The following is a 24,177-nucleotide window of genomic DNA, read 5'->3' as shown; positions in this document are numbered from 1 at the left end:
CCACCTCCGCCGGTCGCACATCCGGAGTGTGCCGGTCGGCGGAGACCACTCATAGCTTGGAGGTGACCACGTGCGTTCGTCACCAGCGCGGGGGACGAGCACCATCGACCGTCGTCACGCCGTGATGCTGCGGCTGGTCGGTGCGGGTGTCATGTTGACGGTGATGGCCGACACCACGGCCACCACCCTGGCAGTCGGAGTCCTGCGGTACACACCCGCCGGGGCCGGCATGCCGCTGGGCGACCTGGTCTGGCTGACCAGCGCGGCGTTCATCCCGATCGCGGCGCTGCTGGCCACCGCGGGCCGCTGGGCGGACCTGTTCGGCCGCCGACGGGTCCTGGCCGTCGGGCTCGTGGTGTTCGTCCTGGGCGGTGTCGCCACCGTCCTGGTGGACTCCTGGTCGTACGTCCTGGCGGCACGTGCCGTCCAGGGCGCCGGTGCCGCGGCGATGATCCCGGCCAGCCTCGGGCTGCTGCTCGGAGAGCTGCCGGAGTCGCAGCGGCGCGGCGCGATCGCTCTCTGGAGCTCCGCCTCCGGGCTGGGCTGCCTGCTCATGCAGGCGGGCGGCGGCTGGCTGGTCGTCTCCGTCGGCTGGCGGGCCCTGTTCGTCCCTGACGTCGTCATCGGCGTCGCGCTCCTGATCGCCTGCGCCGCGCTTCCGCCGGGTAAGCGCGCCGGCGCCAGGGGCCTGCCGGACGTCCTCGGCGCGTGGCTGCTCGCCGCGGGCATCGCGGTCATCGTGCTGGCCATCTCCAAGGCGATGGCCTGGGGCATGGACGTGGTGTGGCTGGCGCTGGCCGCGCTGGCCCTGCTGGGCGGCGCGTTCGCGCAGGCCAAGCACCACCGCCTGCCCGCGATCGACCTGGCCCTGTGGCGGCGTCCCAGATTCGTCTGGGGCTGGCTCGCGACCTGGGGCTTCGGCGCCCTGTCGTACGGGCTGCTGACCGTGCAGCCGCTGTACCTGCTCCACCTGGGCTACCCCATGCTCGAGGTGGCCATGTGGCTGACACCCACGTCGGTGGCGGTCGTCGTGACGAGCTTCCTGGCCGGGCGGATCGTCAAGCGGGTCGGCGCGTACGGGCTGATCTACGCGGGCTCGCTGCTGTGCGGCGGCGCCTGCGTGCTCGTGCTGACACAGGCCGGGCCCACCGTGTGGGGCCTGATCGCCAGCGTCGTGGTCGGCATCGGCGTCGGCGCGCTCGCGCCGGGCACCTCCGTCGCCACCACCCTGGCCGCCCGCCCCCACCAGTACGCCTCCGCCGTCGGCGCGGCCACCATGGCGCGCATGGTCGGCGGGGCCGTCGGCGTCGCCGTCGTGTCGGTCGTCATCGACCACCCGTTCATGACCGGCCCCTTCGCGGGGCTGGCCGGCGCGCTCGCGATGTGCGTGGCCATCTCCGTGCTGATCGGCGCGCTGGCCCTCACCAAGATCACCCGGCTGCGGACCGACCCGGGCGACGTCATGATCAAAGTGCCGCGCCGGATGCTGCTGGAACTGCGCATGACTCTCGCCACCGTGGCGGCGGAGGCCGACGCGTTGCTGCCTGCCGAGACCCGCACACCCCCCACGGACCACATCCCGCGGCCGCGGGCGGCCGAGCCAGGCCCGCTCGCCGGTTCCCGCGGGAACCCGAACTAGTTCAACCATTCGAAAGGGCTCTCGTCATGGCAACCACATCGTGCGACGTAGCGATCGTCGGCGCCGGGCTCGGCGGCTGCTTCCTCGCCTTGCTGCTGCGTCGCCGCGGACAGCGCGTCGTCGTCATCGAACAGGGACCATCGGTCCCCAGCGCGGGCGCGGACTTCCTCAAGCCCCCCGGGCTCCGGGTGCTGGCCCGGCACGGGCTGGCCGACTTGGTCGGACGCCATGGCCTCAGGCGCGACACCATCCGCTACTACCACGACGGCGACCCCATCCAGGAGTGCCGCTTCCCGGAGGGAGGCTTCCTCGTCCGCCCCTACCGGGAGCTGGTCGAGCTCATCTACACGAGCTGCGTCATGGAGGGCGTCGAGTTCTGGTTCGACGCCAGCATCGACGACATCGCGATCGGCGACGGCCGCGTGGAGGAGCTGACGCTCTCGAACGGGCGCAGGCTGCGGGCCGGCGTCGTGATCGGCGCCGACGGCACCAGGTCGGCCGTACGGCAGGCGCTCGACATCGAGCAGCGCACGCTGCCGTACGAGCGGCTGCTGATGCGGGTGGCCACCGTCCCGCTGACCGCCAGCGTCGCCCAGCTCAACCGGCTGTACTTCAGCTCGGAAGGCTGGTTCGCCTACCTCTACCCGATCAACAGGGACCAGGCCAGGGTGTTCGTCGGCCTGCCCCCCGAGGACGACAAGGAGATCTTCCAGGACGGCATCCCCGCGCTGCTCGACGCGCTGAAGAAGTTCGTCACCGACAGCTCGGACGCCTTCAACGTCCTCCAGCCCGCGACCTGGCAGCGGATCAAGGTCTCCTCGATGCGGGTGGCGGAGTACCACAGGGGCAACGCGGCGCTGCTGGGCTCGGCCGCGTTCGCCTGCCACCCCATGACCGGGATGGGCATGAGCTACACGCTGCACGACGCCGAGCTCCTGGCCGACGTCATCTGCGCGGCCGGCGGCGACGCCGACCTGCTCGATCGGCTGCTGTCCGCCCGCTACGAGCCCCGCAGGGACGCCCACAGGCAGCTGATCGACTACGGGGACGCCCTGGCCGCGACCTTCCACGACCGGGCCGCCTACCTCGCGGCCTTCCGCCCGGACCTGCACATCTACGGCGACGCCGCGGCCCTGCAGCCGATCTGAGCCGGTGTCCCCGCCGCCCGCCATTCCCCACCAGAGGTGAGGTCGTCCAGTGCCACGCTGAGTGCGATGGACCGGCCCTGTCCCCAGGCGGCGGGGGCGCCCACCGGGCGCCCCCATGGTAGGGCGGGCACTACCAAGAGAACGGGTGACAGCGGGGGTCCGCCGGCCCCCCGTCTCTCGCGATGCTGATGAGTGATCACATACGACTCGTCAGCATCGGAGAGAAACGTGGGGACTGTGGGGACCGCCGCCGTTCGGCGCGGCAGCGACTTCGCGAGACTGTCACGCCGCATCGCCGAGGCGGGGCTGCTGGACAAGCGGCCAGGCTATTACGCGGCCAGGATCGGCATGGTGTCCGGGCTTTTCGCGGGGAGCTGGGCGCTGTTCGCCATGGTCGGGGACTCCTGGTGGCAGATCCCGGTCGCGGTGCTGCTGGCCGTGGCCTTCGCGCAGGTGACGCTCCTGGCCCACGACCTGGCGCACGGGCAGATCTCCCGGTCGCGGCGCATCAGCAGGATCGCCGGGCTGCTGGTGGGCAACCTGGCCGTCGGGCTCAGCTACGGCTGGTGGATGGACAAGCACACGCGCCACCACGCCAACCCCAACCATGAGGAGCACGACCCCGACGTCGCGCCTGACAGCCTGATCTGGTCGCAGAAGCAGGCCGAGGAGGCGCGCGGGATACCCCGGTTCATCGGGCGCTGGCAGGCGTTCCTGTTCTTCCCGCTGCTCACCCTCGAAGGCGTGAACCTGAAGGTGTCGAGCTTCCGCGCGCTGCGCCGCCCCTCGCTCAAGAACAGAGGGCTCGAAGGGCTGCTGCTGAGCGCGCACGTGCTCGCCTACCTGGGGGCGGTCTTCCTGGTGCTGCCCTTCGGCACGGCGCTGGTGTTCGTGATCGTGCACCAGGCCTGCTACGGCGTCTACCTCGGCTGCACGTTCGCGCCCAACCACAAGGGCATGCCGGTCCTGACCGCCGAGGACGAGCTGGACTTCCTCCGCCGCCAGGTCCTGACCTCCCGGAACGTACGTGGCGGGCGCCTGGTCAACACCGCGCTCGGCGGCCTGAACTACCAGATCGAGCACCACCTGTTCCCCAGCATGCCGACCGCGAACCTGCGCAAGGCGCAGCCCATCGTCCGCGAGTACTGCGAGCGGCTCGGCGTCGACTACCTCGAATGCGGCCTGTTCGCGTCGTGGGGCCAGGCCCTGCGGCACCTGCACGAGGTCGGACGCCCGCTACGCGAGGCATCGAGGGCGACCGGGCCCGGCTCTGCGGAGCAGAGGCCATAAGCAGGTGAGGGAGCGCCGTCGCCTGGAGGAGCGGCGGGAGCGTAGCGACCAGAGCGGGGGAAGGCGGCGGCATCGAGGGTGACCGAGCCCGCCTCTGCGGAGCAGAGGCCATAAGCAGGTGTTGGTAGGGTTTAGTCGCAAATAGGCGGATCTGAGCGGGTGGGGATAGGTGGAGGTCGAACAGACAGCGCTGCCGGGAATCGGGCTACGACACGACTTCACCACCCGCAAAGGACAGCGGGTCGGCGTCGTGTCCCATCGCACCGGTCGCCGGGACCTGGTGATCTACGACGCGGACGATCCCGACGCCGTCTGCCACGTGGTCAAGCTCAACGACGAGGAGGCCGACGCCCTGGCCGAGCTCCTCGGCGCCCCCCGCATCGTGCAGCGGCTCAACCAGCTGCACGAGCAGGTCGAGGGCCTGGTCAGCGTGCAGCTGCCCGTCCCGGACGGCTCCCCCTACGCCGGGCGTCCCATGGGTGACGCCCGGGTGCGGACCCGTACCAGCGCCTCCATCGTGGCCGTCGTGCGCAGCGGGCGGGTCTTCGCCAGCCCCGGCCCCGACTTCGTGTTCGCCGCGGGCGACGTCGTGGTCGTCGTGGGCAGCGAGGACACCACCGCCGAGGTGGCCGGCATCCTGGCGGACGGGTAGGGCCGCGGGTGCACCACACCGCGGTCCTCTTTCTCGAGTTCGGTGCCATTGTCCTCGCCCTGGGAATCCTGGGCGCCCTCGCGCTGCGTGTGGGCATCTCGCCCATCCCGCTCTACCTGATCGCCGGCCTGGCGTTCGGGACCGGCGGGGTGCTGCCGCTGGCGACCAGCGACGACTTCGTCTCCGTCGGCGCGGAGCTGGGCGTCGTCCTGCTGCTGCTGACGCTCGGCCTGGAGTACAACGCCGACGAGCTGGTCACCAGCCTGACCGGCAACGTCCGCGCGGGCATCGTCGACCTGGTGCTGAACGCCGCCCCCGGCGCGATCTGCGCATTACTGCTGGGCTGGGGCCCGGTCGCGGCCGTGGCCATGGCGGGCGTCACGTACGCCACCTCCTCCGGCATCACCGCCAAGGTGCTGTCCGATCTGGGATGGATCGGTAACCGGGAGACGCCGACGGTGCTGTCGCTGCTGGTCTTCGAAGACCTGACGATGGCCGTCTACCTGCCGATCCTGACGACCATCCTGGCCGGGCTGAGCCTGGCCAGCGGGGCGGTCGCGGTGGGCGTCGCGTTGCTGACCGTGAGCGCGGTGCTGGTGGTGGCGCTCAAGTTCGGGCGCTTCATCGAGGCGTTCGTGGCCAGCCCCAACAACGAGGTGCTGCTGCTCAAGGTGGTCGGGCTCGCCCTGCTCGTGGCCGGGCTCGCCCAGCAGCTGAACGTGTCGGCGGCGGTCGGCGCGTTCCTGGTCGGCATCGCGCTGTCCGGCGAGCTCGCCGAGGACGCGCAGGCGCTGCTGGCGCCGCTGCGCGACCTGTTCGCGGCGGTGTTCTTCGTCTTCTTCGGCCTCCAGACCGATCCGGCGAAGATCCTTCCCGTGGCGGGGCTCGCCGCGCTGCTCGCGGTGGTCAGCATGATCACCAAGCTGCTGACCGGCGCGTACGCGGCCAGGCGGGCGGGCATCGGCAAGGCGGGCCAGGCGCGGGCGGGCATCGCGCTCATCCCGCGCGGCGAGTTCAACATCGTCATCGCGGGCCTGGCGGTGGGCGCGGGCGCCCACCCCGACCTGGGTGCCCTGGCGGCGGCGTACGTCCTCATCCTGGCGGCCTTCGGGCCCCTGGCGGCCAAGCTCGTGCAACCTCTCATCACCTCCATCGCCAAGCGGTCCTGATCCGCTAGTTTGTTCGCATGACCCAGCCCACCGAGAAGACGATCTGGTCCACCGACTGGGACAGCCTGGAGATCTCCGGCGAGAGCCATCGCCGGGTGCTGTTCCAGGACGTGGACATGACCGAGCTGGTCGATCACGGCTCCTCCTTCGAGGAGTGCCACTTCAGCAACGTGCGCTTCAACGTGTCGGCCCACGACGACGCCCGCTTCGTCAACTGCACGTTCACGCGGTGCTCGTTCTTCGACGCGACGTTCGACGGGTGCAAGCTGACCGGCAGCGTGTTCGACGGGTGCACGTACGGGCTGCTCAAGGTCGAGGGCGGTGACTGGTCGTACGTCGGCCTCGCCGGCGCCGACCTGCGGGGCAGCGTCTTCCGCGGCACCCGGCTGCGGGAGGCCGACCTGTCGGGCGTCCGGCTGGAGGGCGCCGAGCTGCGGCGGGCCGACCTGTCGGGGGCGTCGCTGCGCGGCGCCGACCTGACGCGGTGCGACCTGCGCGGCAGCGACCTGAGCACGCTCGACCCGCTCACCGTCACGCTCAAGAACGCGATCATCGACCCGTTCCAGGCGACGGTCGTGGCCGGCGCGCTGGGGCTCGACGTACGCGAGTAGGCGGCCACCGAGATCGGCTGCGGATACCGGGCGGGCACCGCAGTATGGCCGTGTGAAAATCACCGATCTCCTCCCGGCCGAGCGGGCCGTGGCCGAAGCCGTGCCCCACGGCAGGGAAGTCGACCTGCGCTCGGGCGACCTCGACCCGGCCGTTCGCGCTCAGGCCCTGGCCGAGCTGCTCCTTGGCGAGCACGACGGGCCCAAGCCCGCGCTGCGCCTCATCGGCGCCCGGATCACCGGCCTGCTCCACCTGGCCTTCGCCGAGATCGGCTTCCCGATCACCCTTGAGCAGTGCGCGTTCGACGAGGCGCCCGACCTGTACCAGGCGCGCACCCGCTTCCTCAGCCTGAGCGGCTCCACGCTGCCCGGCCTGATCGCCTCGAACATCCAGGTGGACGGCAACCTGCGCCTGGCCGCCTGCCACGTCACCGGCGAGCTGCGCCTGTCCGGCGCGCGCGTCAGCGGCAACCTCAACCTCAACCGCGCCCACCTGGACAACCCGGGCGGGGTCGTCGTCAACGGCGAGCACCTCGATGTCGGGGGCAACCTGCGGGCCCAGGACGGCTTCAGCAGCCACGGCGAGATCTTCCTCACGGCCGCGCGGATCGGCGCCGCCGTCAACCTCGACGACGCCCGCCTGCACGCGCCCGGCGGCATGGCCCTCGAGGCGTCCAACCTGACCGCCCAGGTGGGCCTGCTCGCCCGGAGGATGACCGTCGACGGGGAGATCTCCGTGCGCTCCGCCCGCGTCGGAGGGCCGCTCACGCTGCGCGGCTCGCGCGTGCGCAACCCCGGCGGCATCGCCGTGCGCGGCGGCGGGCTCAACGCCGAGGGCGGCCTGTTCCTGTCGCTGGTCGAGACCGAGGGCCAGGTACGCCTGGAGAGCGCCGCCGTCGCCCGCTCGCTCAACCTCGACGGCGCCACCCTGCGCAACCCGGGCGGCGTGGCCCTGGCCGGCGACGGCCTCACGGTGGACGGCGCCCTGCACGCCCGCGACGGGATGACCGTGGAGGGCGAGATCAGCCTGCTCGACGCCTCCGTCACCGGCCCCGCCCACTTCGAGGGCGCCAGGCTGGCCAACCCCGGCGGCTCGGCCCTGACCGCCAACGGCATCACGGTCGGCAAGGTGCTCAACCTCTGCAGCGGCTTCTCGGCCCAGGGCCGGGTCCGCCTGACCAACGCCCAGGTCGGCAGCCGCCTGTGCTTCGACGACGCCACGCTGGAGGCACCCGGCGAGGTGGCGCTCAAATGCTGGCGGGTGGAGGCGCGCGAGCTGGCCCTGCGCACCGCCGCACCCGTCCGGGGCACGGTGGAGCTGCGCCACGCGCGCATCGGCGTCCTGCGCGACGACCCCGGCGTCTGGCCGGACGCGATGCGCATGGACGGGCTCGCGTACGAGGTGCTCGACCCCATGCTGCCCGCCGCCGGACGGCTCGGCTGGCTGCGCAGGGATCCCGAGGGCTACCTGCCGAACGCGTACGAGCAGCTCGCCGCGATGTACCGGCGGCTGGGCAGCGACGCCGACGCCCGCGACACGCTCCTGGCCGGCCAGCGGCGGCGGCGCGCCACCCTCCCGTGGTACGCCGGGCTCTGGGGCCACCTGCAGGACGTCACCGTCGGGTACGGCTTCCGCCCCTTACGCGCGGCCGCCTGGCTGCTGGCGCTCCTGGCCGTGGGCACGATCGTGTTCGGCCTGGCCGAGCCGCCGCCGCTGAAGCCGGGGGAGGCGCCGCCGTTCCACGCGCTCGTCTACACGCTGGACCTGCTGCTGCCGCTCATCGACTTCGGGCAGGAGAAGGCGTTCAACCCGCTCGGCGGGACGCAGTGGCTCGCGTACGGGCTGATCGCCGCCGGCTGGGTGCTGGCCACCACGATAGCCGCGGGCCTGACCAGGTCTCTGCGCCGCGCGTAGGAGCGGTCAGCCGCTGACGGCGCGCAGGGCGCCCGGAAGGCGGCCGGTCAGGCGGTCGAGCGCGGCCGAGGTGGCGGCGTCCGCCGGCAGGTAGACGACCACCCGCTGGTCGTCGTAGGAGAGCTCGAGCTGCTCGCGCTTGAGCCGCAGCTCCCCGGCCAGCGGATGCGCCAGCCGCTCCACCGGGGCCGGCAGCGGCGGGGCGGGCCGGGCCGGCCGCCCGCTGAACGCCTCGCCCGCCGCGAACGACAGCTCCGCGACCAGCTCCTGCGCGAACGGGTCGGCCTTGGTCGCCGCCAGCTTGAGCGCGGCCGCGTGCTCGTCGGCCACGCGGTCCCAGTCGGGGTAGGCGGACCTGGCCCGCGCGTCGGCGAAGACGTACCTGACCATGTTGGGCGGATCGCCGTCGAGCAGTCCGACCGGGCCGTACAGCCGCTCGAACCCCGTCGTGCGGGCGAGCACCTCGCCCACCCGGTTGAGCAGCACGGCGGGCGCGGGCTCCAGCCGGTCGAGCACCGCCCGCACCGTCGGGCGCACCGTGCGGGCCGGGGCCTCGGCCGCGGCCGGGCACAGCCGCACGTCGCCGCTGGCCACCTTGGCCAGCTGACGCACGTGGACACGCTCCTCGTGGGTCAGCCGCAGCGCGTCGGCCAGCGTGATGAGCACCTGCGTGGACGGGTTGCGGTCGCGGCCCTGCTCCAGCCTGGTCAGGTATTCGACGCTCACCCCCGCCAGGGTGGCCAGCTCGGACCTGCGCAGCCCCGGCGTGCGCCGCCGCGGGCCGCCGGGCAGCCCGACGTCCTCGGGCTTGACGGCCTCCCTGCGGGAGCGCAGGAACGCCCCCAGTTCGTTGTCATCCACGGGCCACGAGTGTAGGCGCGGCGACCGGCCCGTAGCGTGGCCCCGCGAGGGCCAGTCTCAGCGCGGTCTCCCTAGCCCGCCCGGTGTCCACGAGCCTGGGACGCATGGAGAACATGACATTGGCAGTGATCACCGGCAGCGTTCGCGAAGGGCGGTTCGGCCCCAGGATCACGGAGTGGCTCACGGAGCGGGCGCGCACGCACGGGCTCTTCGACCTCGACGTGATCGACCTGGCGCAGACGCCGCTGCCCGCGGTGATGCCCGCCACCCCCGAGGAGCTGGCCGACGTGGAGTCCCGCCCGGAGGACCTCAGGCGGCTGGCCGCGCGGCTGGCGGCGGCGGACGCGTTCGCCGTGGTGACGCCGGAGTACAACCACAGTTTCCCGGCCTCGCTCAAGAGCGCCATCGACTGGCACTTCACGGCGTGGATGGCCAAGCCGGTCGCGCTCGTCTCCTACGGCGGGTACGGCGGCGGGGTGCGGGCGGCCGAGCACCTGCGGCCGGTCTTCGCCGAGGTGCACGCCGTGACGATCCGCAACACGATCAGCTTCGACCAGCACTGGAGCCGGTTCGGCCCCGACGGCGAGCTGCTGGACCCGGAGGGGCCCGACGTCGCCGCCAAGGCGCTGCTCGACCAGCTCGGCTGGTGGAGCGGGGTGCTGCGGGACGCCCGCCGGAGCACCCCCTACGTGGCCTGAGGCCCTAACACAGGGCCATCGCCGTCTGCCACACGCCGGGCAGCGCCGCCAGGACCAGGTCTCCCTTGCGGCGCCGGTCCCGGCGTGTCTCCGCCCCCAGGTCGGCCAGCAGCTCGCGGAAACCGTCCTCGTATCCGTGCTCACCCGCCAGGGCCCGCTTGGCCAGGCAGCGCGCGTAGGTGGCCACCAGCCAGAAGACCGCCTCCCGGTGCAGGCCGCGCCCGATGAGCTCGCGGGTGCCGTCGATGGCGATGGGCCGCGCGGCCGGGGTGATGTCCGAGTCGAACGGGTAGGAGGGGACGCGGACGGCCGCCGCGGCGTCGAACACCTTCTCCAGCACGGCCAGGTGCCGCTCGACCCGGGCCGCGCTCAGGTGCGCGGCGCCCAGGAGTTCGAGCAGGCTCTCGTGGAAGTCCAGCCGCCCGTGCTCGGCGAGCAGCTCGCCGACGTCCACGTAGCGGCGCCGGATCGTGGGGTTGCGCAGCGCCGCCACCAGCAGCACGTGGGTGGTGACCCCGGTGCCGAACAGCCACGAGTTGACCTGGTCGGGCAGGGGAGCCCGCTCGTCGATGCCGTTGATGAACCCGCGCACCCGGTCCATGGCGTTGGTGCACCGGGCCAGGATCCACGGCCGCTCGGCGAAGTCGCGCGAGACCACCCGCTGGATCTCGGTCAGCCGCCCGGACGGGTCGGCCAGCACGCAGGGCAGGTGGAAGCTGCCGGCCAGGTGGTAGTCGCTCAGCACCTCGTGCGTGGAGCCCAGCTCGGAGATGGAGGAGACCTCCAGCAGGACCCCGCGGTAGGCGAACTTGCCCAGGCGGACGGGCTGGTCCGCGACCACGATGACGTCCACGTCCGAGGTCGCGGCCAGCTCGGCGGCCGGGTCGGCCCACAGGGCCGACCCGGTCAGGAAGGCCCCGTCGAAGCCCGGCAGCGCGGCGCCTTCCTCCAGCACCCACTGCCGAGCGATCTGTCTGGCTTCCTCAATCCGCATCCACTTCCTCCCGATCTGGGCCGCGGCGCGCGGTCCGGATCAGAACGAACGCGCCCAGCACGACAAGCACCACCAGCCCGCCCCAGATCCAGCCGGGAACCCCCGCGGAGGCCGCGGGCCGCTCGCCGGCCGCCGCGGCGGACCCGACCGCCCGGGGCGGCGTGCTCGCCGTCGGCCCCCCGCCGATGGACGAGGGCGAAGCCGATGAAGAAGGTGATCCTTTCACGCTGAAGGGGATTTCGCCCTCAATGGGATGCCCGTCGGACGAAACCACCCGCCAGGCGATGACGTACGGGCCCGGGGGGAGCGGCTGCGGGACGTCGGTGAGCACCTTCGGCCCCTCGAGCACCGGCTTGCCGAGCGGGACCTCCTTGCCCGCCGCGTCGTGCAGCACGACGAACGGGAACTTCACGCTCGCGCTGTATTCGAGCTCGATCTCGTCGACCGAGCCGACCTGGGAGTTCTTGGCAGGCGAGCTGCTCTTGAGCGCGTCGTGCGCGAACGCCGGTGACGCGGGGAATGTCAGGACGAGGGCGCACGCGAGTGCCGCCCCGATGATGTGTCGTGGCAGGAACGCCATGATGGGTCTCCAGAACGATCTCCCGGACGCGCGCGTGGCGCCGTCCGGACACAGGCAAGGGTACGCGCCCCGCCGGGCGCGCCAAGAAACTTGTGCGTCAGCCGAAGTGCCTCGGCCCCTGGGGTGGGCCTCGCCTGAGGATCGCGCCGGAAACGGTCCTTCCCGCGTACGCGGTCAGGTAGGGGGTGACCGGCCGCCACGAGGGCCGCACGGCCCCGACCGGGACGGCGGCGGCGGGCAGCGGGACGATCAGCCGCGGCGCGCCGTACAGGCGGATCATGAGCCACAGCGCGCGCTCGCCCCGGTGCAGCCACCAGGCCGTCAGCCCCGCCATCGTCAGATGGACCAGCGCCATGCCGGGCGCGGGATGCCCGTGCGCCGGACCGGCCTCGGCCGCGGGCGTGAGCCGCTCGAAGAGCTGGTGCAGCAGCATCTGGGTGCCCACGGTCGCCACCAGCACCGCCACGGGGCCGCGTTCGCGCCCGTCGATCAGGTACGCCAGCCCGAGCGCGGCCAGCACCCCTGCCAGGTAGACCTCGAACGGCACCAGGCCACCGCCCGCCAGCGCGTGCCCGCCCGCCGACACCGCGCCGCAGACCGTCGCGAACACGACGGCCCGCACAAGACGCAGCACTGACGACGCGCAGGACACAGCCGACATTCTCCTGGAAGGTCGGGAGAAATTCTCAGATTTCCACGGGGAATTACCCTTTTGGCCGGCCCGGACGGCCCCGCAATCGGCGTCGTAGCAGGTCATCCGGCCCATATCCGGCTCTCCGGACACAGGCTCGGCGACGCCGGAACGCCGCGATGTGCGTTTGTGAAAGGGACGACCCGCTATTGACACTTTTTCACCGGCGCTTTCCCAGCATGGGATATTCGCCTGCGGCGTGGCGTTGAAGAGCACCTCGCCGCAACTGTAACCATCGTACCGATCTTGTCGGCCCGCTCGACGGGCGGCACGGCCCGGACCCTGGCCTGACGCATCCCGAAAGGTACGGTACATGTCCACTCCCAATTCACGGACAATTGCCCTAGTCAATTCCGCTTGGCCCAAGGCGCGTCACGCGATGAGATGGGCAGTGAGCGGCTCTCTTTCGATGGTCCTGGTCGCCGCCCTGGTGCCGGCGGCGAGAGCGGACGACGACGACGACACCGACCGCACCGACCGCACCGTCGAGGCCGCTGACACCGACACCGCCGACACCGGCACCGCTGACACCACCGGCACCGCCGACACCACCGACCGCCGCCGCCGTCACCGTCACCGTCACCGTCACTTCCCCCTCATCCACGGCGACAGATGCAGCCCGCACCTCTTCTTCAAGGTGCACTCGCTCTCTCCGCGGAACTTCTTCCTGCCCCGCACCAACTTCGTCGACGGCCCCGGCGGCACGGTCACGGCGTCGGTCACCCGGGAGCACGAGGTCCGCGCGTTCCTGGAGACCGAGAACGAGAGGCGGAAAGCCGTCTCCACGACTGAACCGCTCACCCTCGTGGAACCGATCACCACCCGCGAAGTGGTAAACGAGATGCGCAGGATGGGGCTTCCGCACCTCGAAGAGCGTCACATGGTCTTCACCGGCCACGAATACAGCCGGGAGATCACCAAGGGGATGTACGGCCATCTGTGGTACCGCGTCTTCGGCTACCGCATCGGCTGGTCGGCCTGGCAGGTGATGGGCACGTGCCGCGACGTCAGGGTCTCCAGCGGATTCGCCAACATCCCCGCCAGGGTCGAGGGCTGGCGGTACTGGGAGACCAAGTATCCGACCTTCAAGCACCGCCGTCTGCCCTGGAAGCCGTGAGCGTACGGCGCCGTTGGCCACGGGCGCGCGGGCCGTGGGAGACTGCTCGTGGCGCCGGGCCGGCGTGCGCCCCGCGCGGGCGCGGAAACCGCGGACAGAGGCAGCGGCAGACATGGCGACTCCCCCTTCGATCCGGGTGGTTCTCGTGGAGGATCACGCCATGGTCGCCGAGGCCATCGGGCTGGCGCTGGCGCGGGTGCCCGACATCGAGGTGGTGGCCCAGACCGGCAGCGTCGCCGGGGCGGTGGCCGAGGCCGGCAGGTGCCAGCCGGACGTCGTCGTGCTCGACCGGCGCCTGCCCGACGGCGACGGGATCGCGGCCATCGGGCGACTGGTGGCGGCGGCGCCCAAGGCGCGGGTGCTGGTGCTGACCGGCGAGGCGACCGTCTCCGTGGCGGCCCGCGCGGTGGCGGCCGGGGGCGCCGGGCTGGTGGTGAAGTCGTCCCGGCTGGGGGAGCTGGAATCGGCGGTGCGGGAGGTGGCGGCCGGCGGGGTGGTGTTCGCGCCCGGGCTGCTGCCCGGAGTGCTCGACCGGCTGACCGGGCGCGCGGGGCTCCTGGGGTCCGCGCTGACGGCTCGCGAGCGGGAGACGCTGCTGCTCCTGGCCGACGGCATGGGCGCGCGCGAGATCGGCGAACGGCTCGGCGTGACCCGCAACACGGCGCGCAACCACGTGCAGCACGTGCTGGAGAAACTGGGCGCCCGGACCAAGCTGGAGGCGGTCGCGCTGGCCCGCAGGGAAGGGCTGCTCGACTGACGCATGTGCACCATCTCGCGTCCCACAGGTGTACCAGGCCGCCTGGCGCGGATGCGTCTCGTGATCGGATAATGGCTACCCGAAAGTAGAGGGGTGGTCAGCGAGAAGGCCGGGCAGTACCAGGTGGACACGCCCCTGCCGAAGGAGATGGACAGCATCACGGCGGCGCGCCGGATCGTCCGTCGGGCCCTGGCGGAGTGCGGCTACCAGGGCTACCACGAGGACGTCCTCCTCGTGGTGTCCGAGCTGGTGACCAACGCGCTCGTGCACGGCGACGGCCCGCCGTCCCTGAGGATGCGGGGCAGCGCGGCGCAGGTGCGGGTCGAGGTGGGCGATGCCGGGGAGCGGCTGCCCGAGCCCCGCGAACCCGGCCCGTCGAACGGCTGGGGCCTGCACGTCGTCCGGCTCCTGTCCACCGGCTGGGGGACCACGCCCGTCGACGGGGAGAAGGGCGGAAAGGTGGTGTGGTGCGAGCTGGCGCCCCGCCTCGCCCCCCTCCAGGCCCGCGCTTACGACTCCTGAACCTGCCGGGAGGGTTTGGGTCATCGGGCCACGTCGTGAAAAGCTGCGGTATGGCCGTGGATAATCCTCCACAAGCGGATATGGAGTTGCTCGTCCAGAGCATCCGCGATTACGCCATCTTCATGCTCGATCCCCGCGGCAGGATCGTGAGCTGGAACGCCGGGGCCGAGCGCATCAAGGGCTACACGGCCGAGGAGATCATCGGCACCCACTTCTCCGTCTTCTACCCGCCCGAGGACGTCGCGGCCGGCAAGCCGTTCCGGGGGCTGGAGGCGGCCGCCGCCGACGGCCGCTGGGAGGAGGAGGGGTGGCGGGTCCGCAAGGACGGCACCAGGTTCTGGGCCAGCGTGGTCATCACCGCCCTGCGCGACGGGCGCGGCGAGCTGCGCGGGTTCGGCAAGGTGACGCGTGACCTGACCGAGCGGCGCAGCATGGCCAGGGCGCTGGACGAGCGCGGCCTGCTGCTCGGCCACCTGGTCCAGGCCCAGGAGCGGGAGCGCCGCCGCATCGCCTCCGACGTGCACGACGACACCATCCAGTCCATGGTCGCCGTCGGGATGCGGCTGCGGGCGATGGAGGAGGGCCTGCCCGAGGAGCATGCGGCCGACGTGCGCGCGCTCGGCGACGCCGTCGAGGCCGCCGTGGGGCGCCTGCGCGACCTGGCCTTCCGGTTACGCCTGCCCGGTGAGGGGCTGGCGGAAGGGCTCGCCTCGTACCTGGAGCGGGAGATGGCGGGGGTGGCGTACGAGCTGGTGAACCGCCTGGACGGCGAGCCGCCCGCCGAGGCCGCGATCACCGTCTTCCGCATCTGCCAGGAGGCGCTCACGAACGTCCGCAAGCACGCCGGGGCCGCCGCCGTCGCCGTGGAGCTGGCCTCGCTCGACAAGGGTGTCCACGTCCGCGTGCGCGACGACGGGGTCGGGATCACCCGCCAGGACGGCCAGGACGGCCACTTCGGGCTGATCGAGATGCGCGAGCGGGCCGAGACGGCCGGCGGCTGGTGGAGCATCCGCGGCGCACCCGGCGCGGGCACGACGGTGGACTTCTGGGTGCCGGCCGTCGCGCGCCGCCTGTCATGATCCCGGCGTGATCAGCGCGAGGGTCTGGCGGGCGATCTCCCATTCCTCGTCCGTCGGGATGACGAGCACGGCCACCTCCGCGCCCGGCGGCGAGACCGCCCGCTCCCGCGCCGACCCGGCCTGATTGAGCGCGGGGTCCACGGTGACGCCGAGCCGGTCGAGCCCGGCCAGGGACTCGGCGCGGGTGGCCGCGTCGTGCTCCCCGACCCCGCCGGTGAACACGATCGCGTCCAGCCGCCCGAGCAGCGCGTAGTAGGCGCCGACGTACTTGCGGATGCGCCGCGTGTAGACCGCCAGGGCCAGCCGGGCCTCGGCGTCGTCGCGGGCGCGCACCTCGCGCATGTCGCCCGTCCCGGCGAGCGCCAGCAGGCCGCCGTGGCGGTCGAGCCCGCTCTCCACCTGCCGCGCGTCCATCCCGTTCACGCGTGCCAGGTAGCCGGCGAGCGCGGGGTCGACGTCGCCCGAGCGGGTGCCCATGACCAGTCCCTCCAGGGGCGTCAGGCCCATGGAGGTGTCGACGCTGCGCCCGCCGGAGATCGCGGTCGCGCTGGCGCCGTTGCCCAGGTGCAGCACGATGAGGTCGAGGGTGGCCGGATCGCGGCCGAGGAAGGCGGCGGCGCGGCGGGAGACGTACGCGCAGGAGGTGCCGTGGAAGCCGAAGCGCCGCACGCCGAGCCGCTCGCGCCAGTCGCGCGGCACCGCGTACGTGTACGCCTCGGGCGGCAGCGCCAGCTGGAACGCGGTGTCGAACACCGCCACCTGCGGCACCCCAGGAAAGGCGTCGCGCGCCACCCGGATCCCGGCGAGGTTGACCGGATTGTGCAGGGGCGCGAGCGGCGCGAGCTCCTCGATCGCCCCGATGACGCCGTCGTCGACGAGCACCGCCTCGGTGAACCGGGTACCGCCGTGCACGACGCGGTGCCCGACCGCGACCGGGTCCAGCTCAGGCCCCGCCGCCTCGAACGCCTTCATGACCGCGGCCAGCCCCGCCTCGTGCCCGGGGAACGGCTCCTCCGACACGTAAGGAGGCCGGTCCCCGGCGTGGTGCGTCAGCCGCCCGCGCTCCTCGCCGATGCGCTCCACCAGCCCCCTGGCCGGGCGCTCGCGGGTGCGGACGTCGACGAGCTCGTACTTGATGGACGACGAGCCCGTGTTCAGTACGAGGATGCGCCCGGCCACGTCCACGACCTGATCTCGGGGGTGTCCTCGCCGGTCTCGCGCGTGTGGGCGCGGGCCCGCAGCCGCTCGTCGCTCATGCGCTGGCGCAGGTGCGCCGCCGTGGTGCCGAGCCCGGGCACCCGGTCGATGACGTCCATGACCAGGTGGAAGCGGTCGATGTCGTTCATCATGGCCATGTCGAACGGCGTCGTCGTGGTGCCCTCCTCCTTGTAGCCGCGCACGTGGATGTTGGCGTGGCCGTGGCGGCGGTAGGTGAGCTGGTGGATCAGCGACGGGTAGCCGTGGAAGTCGAACACGACCGGCCTGTCGGCGGTGAAGAGGGCGTCGAACTCGGCGTCCGACATGCCGTGCGGGTGCTCCGTGGGCGGCTGGAGGCGCATGAGGTCGACCACGTTGACGACCCGTACCTTCAGCTCGGGCAGGTGCTCGCGCAGGATCGCGGCGGCGGCGAGCGTCTCCTGGGTGGGCACGTCGCCCGCGCAGGCCAGCACCACGTCCGGCTCGGCGCCCTCGTCGGTGGAGGCCCACGGCAGGATGCCCAGGCCGCGCGTGTTGTGCGCGACGGCCTCCTCCATCGTGAACAGGTCCAGCACCGGCTGCTTGCCCGCCACGATCACGTTGACGTAGTCGCGCGAGCGCAGGCAGTGGTCGGCGACCGACAGTAGCGTGTTGGCGTCCGGCGGCAGGTAGACCCGCACCACGGACGCCTTCTTGTTGATCACCACGTCGAGGAAGCCGGGGTCCTGGTGGCTGAAGCCGTTGTGGTCCTGGCGCCACACGTGCGAGGACAGCAGGTAGTTGAGCGAGGCGACGGGCCGCCGCCAGGGGATCTTCTGCGATGACTCCAGCCATTTCGCGTGCTGGTTGAACATGGCGTCCACGATGTGGATGAAAGCCTCGTAGCAGTTGAACAGCCCGTGCCTGCCGGTCAGCAGGTAGCCCTCCAGCCAGCCCTGGCACAGGTGTTCGCTCAGCACCTCCATCACCCGGCCGCCGGGGGCCAGGTGCTCGTCCGTCGGCAGCATCTCGGCGTTCCACGCCCGGTCGGTGGCCTCGAACACCGCCGACAGCCGGTTCGACGCGGTCTCGTCCGGCCCCATCAGCCGGAACGTCCGCGGGTTGGCGATGATCACGTCACGCAGGAACCCGCCCAGCACCCGCGTCGGCTCGCTCGACTGCCCGGCGGGCGCCTTGACCTCGACCGCGAGCCGGCGGAAGTCCGGCAGCCGCAGCGGCTCCAGCAGCTCCCCGCCGTTGGCGTGCGGGTTGGCGCTCATCCGGCGCGTGCCGCGCGGCACGGTCTCCAGGACCTCCCGCACGGGCCCGCCGCCGGCGTCGAACAGCTCCTCCGGCCGGTACGAGCGCATCCACTGCTCGAGCATGCCGAGGTGGGCGGCGTTCTCGCGGACGTTGGCCAGCGGCACCTGGTGCGCCCGCCAGGTGCCCTCGACCTGCTTGCCGTCCACCTCGCGCGGCCCCGTCCAGCCCTTCGGCGTCCGCAGGACGATCATCGGCAGCCGGTCGGCCCTGCCCTGCTTGTACGCGGCCATCTGGTCGAAGGCGGTGTCCAGGGCGCGCGCCATCTCCTCGTGGTCCGGCCCCACCACGTGGGGGCGGTAGCCATAGCCCTCCATGAGCTTGAGCAGCTCGGGTTCGGGGATGCGGGCGAGCACGGTGGGGTTGGCGATCTTGTAGCCGTTCAGGTGCAGGATGGGCAGCACGATGCCGTCGCGGTCGCGATCGGTGAACTTGTTGGAGTGCCAGCTCGCCGCGAGCGGGCCCGTCTCGGCCTCGCCGTCGCCGATGACGCAGGCCACGACCAGGTCCGGGTTGTCGAAGGCGGCTCCGTACGCGTGCGCGAGCGAATAGCCCAGCTCCCCGCCCTCGTGGATCGACCCCGGCGTCTCGGGCGCCACGTGGCTCGGGATCCCGCCGGGGAAGGAGAACTGGCGGAACAGCCGCCGCATGCCCTCCACGTCCTGCGAGACGTCCGGATAACGCTCCGAGTAGGTGCCCTCCAGCCACGCGTGCGCCACCGCGGCGGGGCCGCCGTGCCCGGGACCGGCGATGTAGATCATGTCCTGGTCCCGCTCCCTGATCACCCGGTTGAGGTGGGCGAAGCAGAAGGTCAGCCCAGGCGTGGTGCCCCAGTGGCCGAGCAGGCGCGGCTTGATGTGCTCGGGCCGCAGCGGCTCGCTCAGCAGCGGATTGTCCAGCAGGTAGATCTGCCCGACGGACAGGTAGTTCGCCGCCCGCCAGTACGCGTCGATATGGTCCATCCTCTGCTGCTTCCTCCACAGAACATGCTGAATCCACCAAACGCCGGATAAGGTGCCGAATATGGCATTCAGGAGTTCGCGCTGGTACTCAGGGAACGACCGCAACTCCTACATCCATCGGGCATGGATGCGGCGCGGCCTGCCCCGCGAGGCGTTCGAGGGCGGCAAGCCGCACATCGCGATCGCCAACACCGCCTCCGACCTCACCCCCTGCAACTCCCACCTGAACGAGGTCGCCGAGAGCGTCGCCAACGGCGTCTGGGAGGCCGGCGGCGTGCCGCTCAACCTGCCGGTCGTCTCCCTGGGCGAGACGAACGTCCGCCCCACCGCCATGCTCTGGCGCAACCTGGCCGCCATGGCCACCGAGGAGATGCTGCGCGCCAACCCCATCGACGGCGTGGTGCTGCTCGGCGGGTGCGACAAGACCATCCCGTCGCTGCTCATGGCCGCCTCCTCCGTGGACCTGCCCGCCGTCGTGATGCCCGGCGGCCCCATGCTGACGGGGCACTTCCGCGGCGCGCCGCTCGGCTGCGGCACCGACGTGTGGCGCCTCAGCGAGGAGGTACGCGCGGGCACGCTGTCGCGCGAGGCGTTCCTGCGGTCCGAGTCGTCCATGATCCGCAGCCGCGGCCACTGCAACACGATGGGCACCGCCTCCACCATGGCCTGCATGGCCGAGGCCCTCGGCATGACGATCCCCGGCACCGCGGGCACCCCCGCCCCCGACAGCCGCCTGCTCGAACGCTCCCACGAGACCGGCCGCCTGGCCGTGGACCTCGTCCGGGAGGGCCGCCGCCCCAGCCAGGTCATGACCAGGGCCGCGTTCCTCAACGCCATCGTGACCCTGGCCGCCGTCGGCGGCTCCACCAACGCCGTCGTCCACCTGCTGGCCGTCGCGGGCCGGCTCGGCGTGGACCTCAGCCTGGACGACTTCGATCGCACCGGAGCCGGGGTGCCGCTGCTCGTGGACCTCCAGCCCGCCGGACGCCACCTGATGGACGACCTGTTCCGGGCGGGCGGCCTCACGGCCGTGCTCAAGGAGGTCGAGGACCTGCTCGACCCGGAGGCGATCACCGTCACGGGCCGCCCGCTCGTCGAGCACCTCGCCGAGGCCGAGATCTGGGACGAGAGCGTCATCAGGCGCCGCTCCGACCCGCTGCTGCCCGACGCCGGCATCGCCGTCCTGCGCGGCAACCTCGCCCCCGGCGGCGCGGTGATCAAGCCCGCCGCCGCCTCGCCCGAGCTGCTGCGCCACCGCGGCCGGGCCGTCGTCTTCGACAGCATCGAGGACGTGTACGCCCGCCTCGACTCGCCCGACCTCGACATCGACGAGACCTCGGTGCTCGTGCTGCGCGGCTGCGGCCCCAAGGGCTACCCCGGCATGCCCGAGGTGGGCAACCTGCCGCTGCCCGCCAAGCTGCTGGAGAAGGGCGTGCGCGACATGGTGCGCATCAGCGACGCCCGCATGAGCGGCACCGCGTACGGCACGGTCGTCCTGCACACCGCGCCCGAGGCGGCGGCCGGCGGCCCGCTGGCGAAGGTGCGCACCGGCGACCCGATCGTGCTCGACGTGGCCGCCCGGCGGCTCGACGTGGACATCCCCGACGCGGAGCTGGCCGCCAGGGAGCCCGTGAAGATCGGGTACGCCCGGCCCGTACGCGGCTGGGAACGCCTCTACGTCGAGCACGTCACCCAGGCCGACCGCGGCGCCGACCTCGACTTCCTCATCGGCTCCAGCGGCGACCACGTGGGCCGCGAATCCCACTGAGCCCCAAAAACTCCGCTCCGCCGTGCGCGGAATGAGGCCCCGTGGGTAAGCGGTTCCAGTGGGAGATCTGCGAAGCTGGCTGACGCCACGGTCTTAACGGAGCACGACAAAGGTGCGGCGGTCAGACGAGCAGGTTTCCCATTGGCAGGGACAATGGTGATCCGGTTTGGCGACACGAGGAGGAAGCGTGAACGGCGACATCACCCAGAGCCAGGAGTGGGCGGCTCTCGGCAAGCACCATGAGGAGCTGGCGGGCAGGCGGCTGCGGGAGCTGTTCGCGGAGGACCCGGGCCGCGCCGGGCGCATGACCGTGACCGCCGGCGACCTCTTCCTCGACTACGCCAAGCAGCGCGCCACCGGCGAGACGATCGACCTGCTGGTGGCCCTGGCCGAGCGGGCGGGGCTGCGCGAGCGGATCACCGCGATGTTCGGCGGCGAGCACATCAACGTCAGCGAGGACCGCGCCGTCCTGCACGTCGCCCTCCGCCTGCCGCGCGCCGCCGAGCTGGTCGTGGACGGGCAGGACGTGGTCGCCGACGTGCACGCCGTGCTCGGGAAGATGAGCGCCTTCGCCGACCGGGTCAGGTCCAAGGAGTGGAGGGGCGCCACCGGCAAGCCCATCGAGACCGTGGTCAACATCGGCATCGGCGGCTCCGACCTCGGCCCCGCCATGGCCTACGAGGCGCTGCGCGACTACGCCGACGCCGGCGTGGCGGCCAGGTTCGTCTCCAACATCGACCCGGCCGACATCACCGGCAACCTCGCCGGCCTCGACCCCGCGACCACGCTGTTCGTGGTCAGCTCCAAGACGTTCACCACGCTCGAGACGCTCACCAACGCCCGCGTCGCCCGCCGCTGGCTGGTCGAGGCGCTGGGCGAGGACGCGGTGTCCAAGCACTTCGTGGCCGTCTCCACCAACGCCGCCAAGGTCGCCGAGTTCGGCATCGACACCGACAACATGTTCGGCTTCTGGGACTGGGTCGGCGGCCGCTACTCCTACGACGGCGCCATCGGCCTGTCCCTGATGATCGCGATCGGCCCCGAGCGGTTCCGCGAGATGCTGGCCGGCTTCCACCTCATCGACGAGCACTTCCGCAGCGCCCCGTTCGAGGCCAACATGCCGGTGCTGATGGGCCTGCTCGGGATCTGGTATACCGACTTCTTCGGCGCCGAGACCCGCGCCGTGCTGCCCTACAGCCAGCGGCTGCACCGCTTCCCCGCCTACCTGCAGCAGCTCACGATGGAGTCCAACGGCAAGTCCGTACGCGCCGACGGCACCCCCGTCCCGGTCGCCACCGGCGAGATCTTCTGGGGCGAGCCGGGCACCAACGGGCAGCACGCCTTCTACCAGCTCCTCCACCAGGGCACCCGGCTCGTGCCCGCCGACTTCATCGGCTTCGCCGAGCCGTTCGAGGACCGCGAGGGCATGCACGACCAGCTCACCGCCAACCTCCTGGCCCAGACCTCGGCGCTGGCGTTCGGCAAGACGGCCGAGGAGATCGCCGCCGAGGGCACGCCGCCCGAGATCGTGCCGCACAAGGTGATGCCCGGCAACCGGCCCACCTCCACGATCCTCGCGCCCAAGCTGACCCCCTCGACGCTGGGCCAGCTCGTCGCGCTCTACGAGCACATCGTGTTCGTCGAGGGCACGATCTGGGGGGTCGACTCCTTCGACCAGTGGGGCGTCGAGCTGGGCAAGAAGATGGCGCTCGACCTGGCGCCCGCGCTCACCTCCGAGGATCCGCCCACCGGGCTCCCCGACGCCTCCACCGAACAGCTCGTGCGGAAATACCGCGAGCTGCGCGGAAGGCGTGTCTGACATGCGCCACGCGTCCGGGACCGAGCACAGGAGGGGCGCGGAGCGGGCGGGGGCGCTGGTGCTGTTCGGCGTCACCGGCGACCTCGCGCGCAAGATGATCCTGCCCGCCCTCTACCGCCTGACCGCCGACAGCAGGCTCGACCTGCCCGTCATCTGCGTGGCCAAGACCGACCTCGGCCTCGACGGGCTGCGCGAGCACGTCCGCCAGGCCGTCGGCGGCGTGCGCGACGCGGCCTTCGACAAGCTCGCCGGAAACCTGCGGCTGGTCGCGGGCGACTACCGTGACCCCGACACGTTCGCCAGGCTCCGCGAGGAGGCGGCGGGCAAGGGTTTCCTCGTCCACTACCTCGCGGTGCCGCCGTCGCTGTTCGCCACGGTCGCCGAGGGCCTGGCCGGGGCCGGGCTCAACCACGACGCCAGGCTCGTCGTGGAGAAGCCGTTCGGCCACGACCTCGCCTCGGCCCGCGAGCTCAACGAGGAGCTGCTCAAGCACTTCGACGAGGACCACGTGCGGCGGGTCGACCACTTCCTGGCCAAGGAGCCGGTCGAGGACCTCATGGTGTTCCGGTTCGCCAACACGCTGCTGGAGCCCATCTGGAACCGCAGCCACATCCGCAGCGTCCAGATCACCATGGCCGAGGACTTCGACGTGCGCGACCGCGGCGCCTTCTACGACGCCAACGGCACGATCCGCGACGTGGTGCAGAATCACCTGCTCCAGCTGCTGGCCATCCTCGCCATGGACCCGCCGCCGTCCACCGACGCCCGCGCCCAGCTCGACGAGAAGTGGCGGGTGCTGCGCGCCGTGCAGGCCATCGACCCCGCCGACGTCGTACGCGGCCAATACTCCGGCTACCTCGACACCCACGGCGTCCGGCCCGATTCCACCACCGAGACGTTCGTCGCCCTGCGCGCCTACATCGACAACTGGCGCTGGGCCGGCGTGCCGTGGTGCATCCGCTCCGGCAAAGGGCTGCCGACCACCGACCTGGAGATCGTCGCCGAGCTGCGCAAGCCGCCGGTGACGATGTTCCACGGCGGCGACGCGCCCCCCGGCCCCAACCTCATCAGGTTCCGGCTGCAGCCGGACGCGGGGGTCACCTTCGACCTGCTGGCCAAGGAGCCGGGCAAGCAGCACACCAGGCCGGTGCCGGTCAGCGTCGACTTCACCAAGGTGCTCGGGCCGATGGAGGCCGCCTACGAGCGCGTCCTGGCCGACGCCGTCAGCGGCGACCCGCGGCGGTTCGCCAGGTTCGACCTGGTGGAGGAGTCGTGGCGGATCGTCCGGCGGGTGCTCGACCTGCCGGACCGGCCGCTGCCGTACGAGCGGGGCTCCTGGGGGCCCGAGGCGGCCGCGAAGATCGCGCCGGGCGGCTGGCACGAGATCTCCACGACGTTCGACTGACGCGGGA

General features: G+C 72.0%; 21 protein-coding genes. 15 read left to right on the top strand and 6 right to left on the bottom strand.

Annotation, left to right across the window (positions count from 1 at the left end; translation table 11 throughout):
- The first annotated feature begins 70 nt into the window (after positions 1-70).
- The 7 genes from ACWDRB_RS08380 to ACWDRB_RS08350 all read left to right on the top strand — a co-directional run bounded on the left by ACWDRB_RS08380 (position 71) and on the right by ACWDRB_RS08350 (position 8,421).
- Entirely contained in the window at positions 71-1,639 is a 1,569-nt protein-coding gene (locus tag ACWDRB_RS08380; RefSeq protein WP_350727866.1) for an MFS transporter, read from the top strand.
- A gap of 26 nt (positions 1,640-1,665) precedes the next feature.
- Positions 1,666-2,787: an FAD-dependent monooxygenase gene (locus tag ACWDRB_RS08375; protein WP_449892453.1), complete on the top strand. Its 1,122-nt coding sequence runs from the start codon at positions 1,666-1,668 to the stop codon at positions 2,785-2,787.
- A gap of 228 nt (positions 2,788-3,015) precedes the next feature.
- Entirely contained in the window at positions 3,016-4,077 is a 1,062-nt protein-coding gene (locus ACWDRB_RS08370; protein ID WP_449892452.1) for a fatty acid desaturase family protein, read from the top strand.
- A gap of 169 nt (positions 4,078-4,246) precedes the next feature.
- A complete protein-coding gene (locus ACWDRB_RS08365) occupies positions 4,247-4,729 on the top strand; it encodes a cation:proton antiporter regulatory subunit (RefSeq protein WP_319713832.1) in 483 nt (160 codons plus the stop codon).
- 8 nt (positions 4,730-4,737) lie between these two features.
- Positions 4,738-5,898 (top strand): cation:proton antiporter, encoded by a 1,161-nt coding sequence (locus ACWDRB_RS08360; RefSeq protein WP_350727869.1) that lies wholly within the window; start codon positions 4,738-4,740, stop codon positions 5,896-5,898.
- 17 nt (positions 5,899-5,915) lie between these two features.
- Positions 5,916-6,509 carry a pentapeptide repeat-containing protein gene (locus tag ACWDRB_RS08355; RefSeq protein WP_449892451.1) on the top strand — a complete coding sequence of 198 codons (594 nt, stop codon included), beginning with the start codon at positions 5,916-5,918 and terminating at the stop codon, positions 6,507-6,509.
- A 52-nt stretch (positions 6,510-6,561) separates the two neighbouring features.
- Positions 6,562-8,421: a hypothetical protein gene (locus ACWDRB_RS08350; RefSeq protein WP_449892450.1), complete on the top strand. Its 1,860-nt coding sequence runs from the start codon at positions 6,562-6,564 to the stop codon at positions 8,419-8,421.
- 6 nt (positions 8,422-8,427) lie between these two features.
- Here the strand turns inward: ACWDRB_RS08350 and ACWDRB_RS08345 are convergent, their stop codons facing one another.
- Positions 8,428-9,282 (bottom strand): helix-turn-helix domain-containing protein, encoded by an 855-nt coding sequence (locus ACWDRB_RS08345; RefSeq protein ID WP_449892449.1) that lies wholly within the window; start codon positions 9,280-9,282, stop codon positions 8,428-8,430.
- Positions 9,283-9,395: 113 nt separating this feature from the next.
- Here ACWDRB_RS08345 and ACWDRB_RS08340 point away from each other — a divergent pair, with 113 nt between their 5' ends.
- Positions 9,396-9,980 (top strand): NADPH-dependent FMN reductase, encoded by a 585-nt coding sequence (locus tag ACWDRB_RS08340; RefSeq protein WP_449892448.1) that lies wholly within the window; start codon positions 9,396-9,398, stop codon positions 9,978-9,980.
- Between the two features lie 4 nt (positions 9,981-9,984).
- On the opposite strand, the gene ACWDRB_RS08335 is transcribed toward ACWDRB_RS08340, so the two are convergent.
- The 3 genes from ACWDRB_RS08335 to ACWDRB_RS08325 form a co-directional block, all read right to left on the bottom strand.
- Positions 9,985-10,974 (bottom strand): hypothetical protein, encoded by a 990-nt coding sequence (locus ACWDRB_RS08335; RefSeq protein ID WP_449892447.1) that lies wholly within the window; start codon positions 10,972-10,974, stop codon positions 9,985-9,987.
- Entirely contained in the window at positions 10,964-11,554 is a 591-nt protein-coding gene (locus ACWDRB_RS08330; RefSeq protein WP_449892446.1) for a copper resistance CopC family protein, read from the bottom strand. The genes ACWDRB_RS08335 and ACWDRB_RS08330 overlap by 11 nt, the downstream gene beginning before the upstream one ends.
- A 97-nt stretch (positions 11,555-11,651) precedes the next feature.
- Positions 11,652-12,188, bottom strand: a complete 537-nt coding sequence (locus ACWDRB_RS08325) for a hypothetical protein (RefSeq protein ID WP_449892445.1) — start codon at positions 12,186-12,188, stop codon at positions 11,652-11,654.
- Between the two features lie 448 nt (positions 12,189-12,636).
- Between ACWDRB_RS08325 and ACWDRB_RS08320 the strand changes: the two genes are divergently transcribed.
- The 4 genes from ACWDRB_RS08320 (at position 12,637) to ACWDRB_RS08305 (ending at position 15,720) form a co-directional block, all read left to right on the top strand.
- Positions 12,637-13,362, top strand: coding sequence for a hypothetical protein (locus ACWDRB_RS08320; protein WP_449892443.1), 726 nt, complete (start codon positions 12,637-12,639; stop codon positions 13,360-13,362).
- Positions 13,363-13,474: 112 nt separating this feature from the next.
- The gene (locus ACWDRB_RS08315; RefSeq protein ID WP_449892442.1) at positions 13,475-14,119 is read left to right on the top strand and encodes a response regulator transcription factor; all 645 of its coding nucleotides are present in this window, start codon (positions 13,475-13,477) and stop codon (positions 14,117-14,119) included.
- A gap of 93 nt (positions 14,120-14,212) precedes the next feature.
- Complete coding sequence (locus tag ACWDRB_RS08310) at positions 14,213-14,641, top strand: ATP-binding protein (RefSeq protein WP_364249568.1); 429 nt, start codon at positions 14,213-14,215, stop codon at positions 14,639-14,641.
- A gap of 80 nt (positions 14,642-14,721) precedes the next feature.
- Entirely contained in the window at positions 14,722-15,720 is a 999-nt protein-coding gene (locus tag ACWDRB_RS08305) for a PAS domain-containing sensor histidine kinase (RefSeq protein WP_449892441.1), read from the top strand.
- Here ACWDRB_RS08305 and ACWDRB_RS08300 read toward each other — a convergent pair.
- Together ACWDRB_RS08300 and ACWDRB_RS08295 are read right to left on the bottom strand one after the other, a co-directional pair.
- Positions 15,715-16,899: an acetate/propionate family kinase gene (locus tag ACWDRB_RS08300; RefSeq protein WP_449892440.1), complete on the bottom strand. Its 1,185-nt coding sequence runs from the start codon at positions 16,897-16,899 to the stop codon at positions 15,715-15,717. The two genes, ACWDRB_RS08305 and ACWDRB_RS08300, sit on opposite strands and share 6 nt — an antisense overlap.
- The gene (locus tag ACWDRB_RS08295; protein ID WP_449892439.1) at positions 16,875-19,178 is read right to left on the bottom strand and encodes a phosphoketolase family protein; all 2,304 of its coding nucleotides are present in this window, start codon (positions 19,176-19,178) and stop codon (positions 16,875-16,877) included. The genes ACWDRB_RS08300 and ACWDRB_RS08295 overlap by 25 nt, the downstream gene beginning before the upstream one ends.
- A gap of 61 nt (positions 19,179-19,239) precedes the next feature.
- On the opposite strand from ACWDRB_RS08295, the gene ACWDRB_RS08290 reads away from it, so the two are divergent.
- The 3 genes from ACWDRB_RS08290 (at position 19,240) to zwf (ending at position 24,170) form a co-directional block, all read left to right on the top strand.
- Complete coding sequence (locus ACWDRB_RS08290) at positions 19,240-20,946, top strand: IlvD/Edd family dehydratase (RefSeq protein ID WP_449892438.1); 1,707 nt, start codon at positions 19,240-19,242, stop codon at positions 20,944-20,946.
- A gap of 187 nt (positions 20,947-21,133) precedes the next feature.
- Positions 21,134-22,765 (top strand): glucose-6-phosphate isomerase, encoded by a 1,632-nt coding sequence (gene pgi / locus ACWDRB_RS08285; protein WP_449892437.1) that lies wholly within the window; start codon positions 21,134-21,136, stop codon positions 22,763-22,765.
- 1 nt (position 22,766) lies between these two features.
- The gene (gene zwf, locus ACWDRB_RS08280) at positions 22,767-24,170 is read left to right on the top strand and encodes a glucose-6-phosphate dehydrogenase (RefSeq protein WP_449892436.1); all 1,404 of its coding nucleotides are present in this window, start codon (positions 22,767-22,769) and stop codon (positions 24,168-24,170) included.
- Positions 24,171-24,177: the final 7 nt, after the last annotated feature.

This window comes from Nonomuraea sp. NPDC003707 (genome assembly GCF_053587055.1).
Note: the sequence above shows the minus strand (reverse complement) of the source record. Positions and strands in the feature narration are given on the sequence as shown.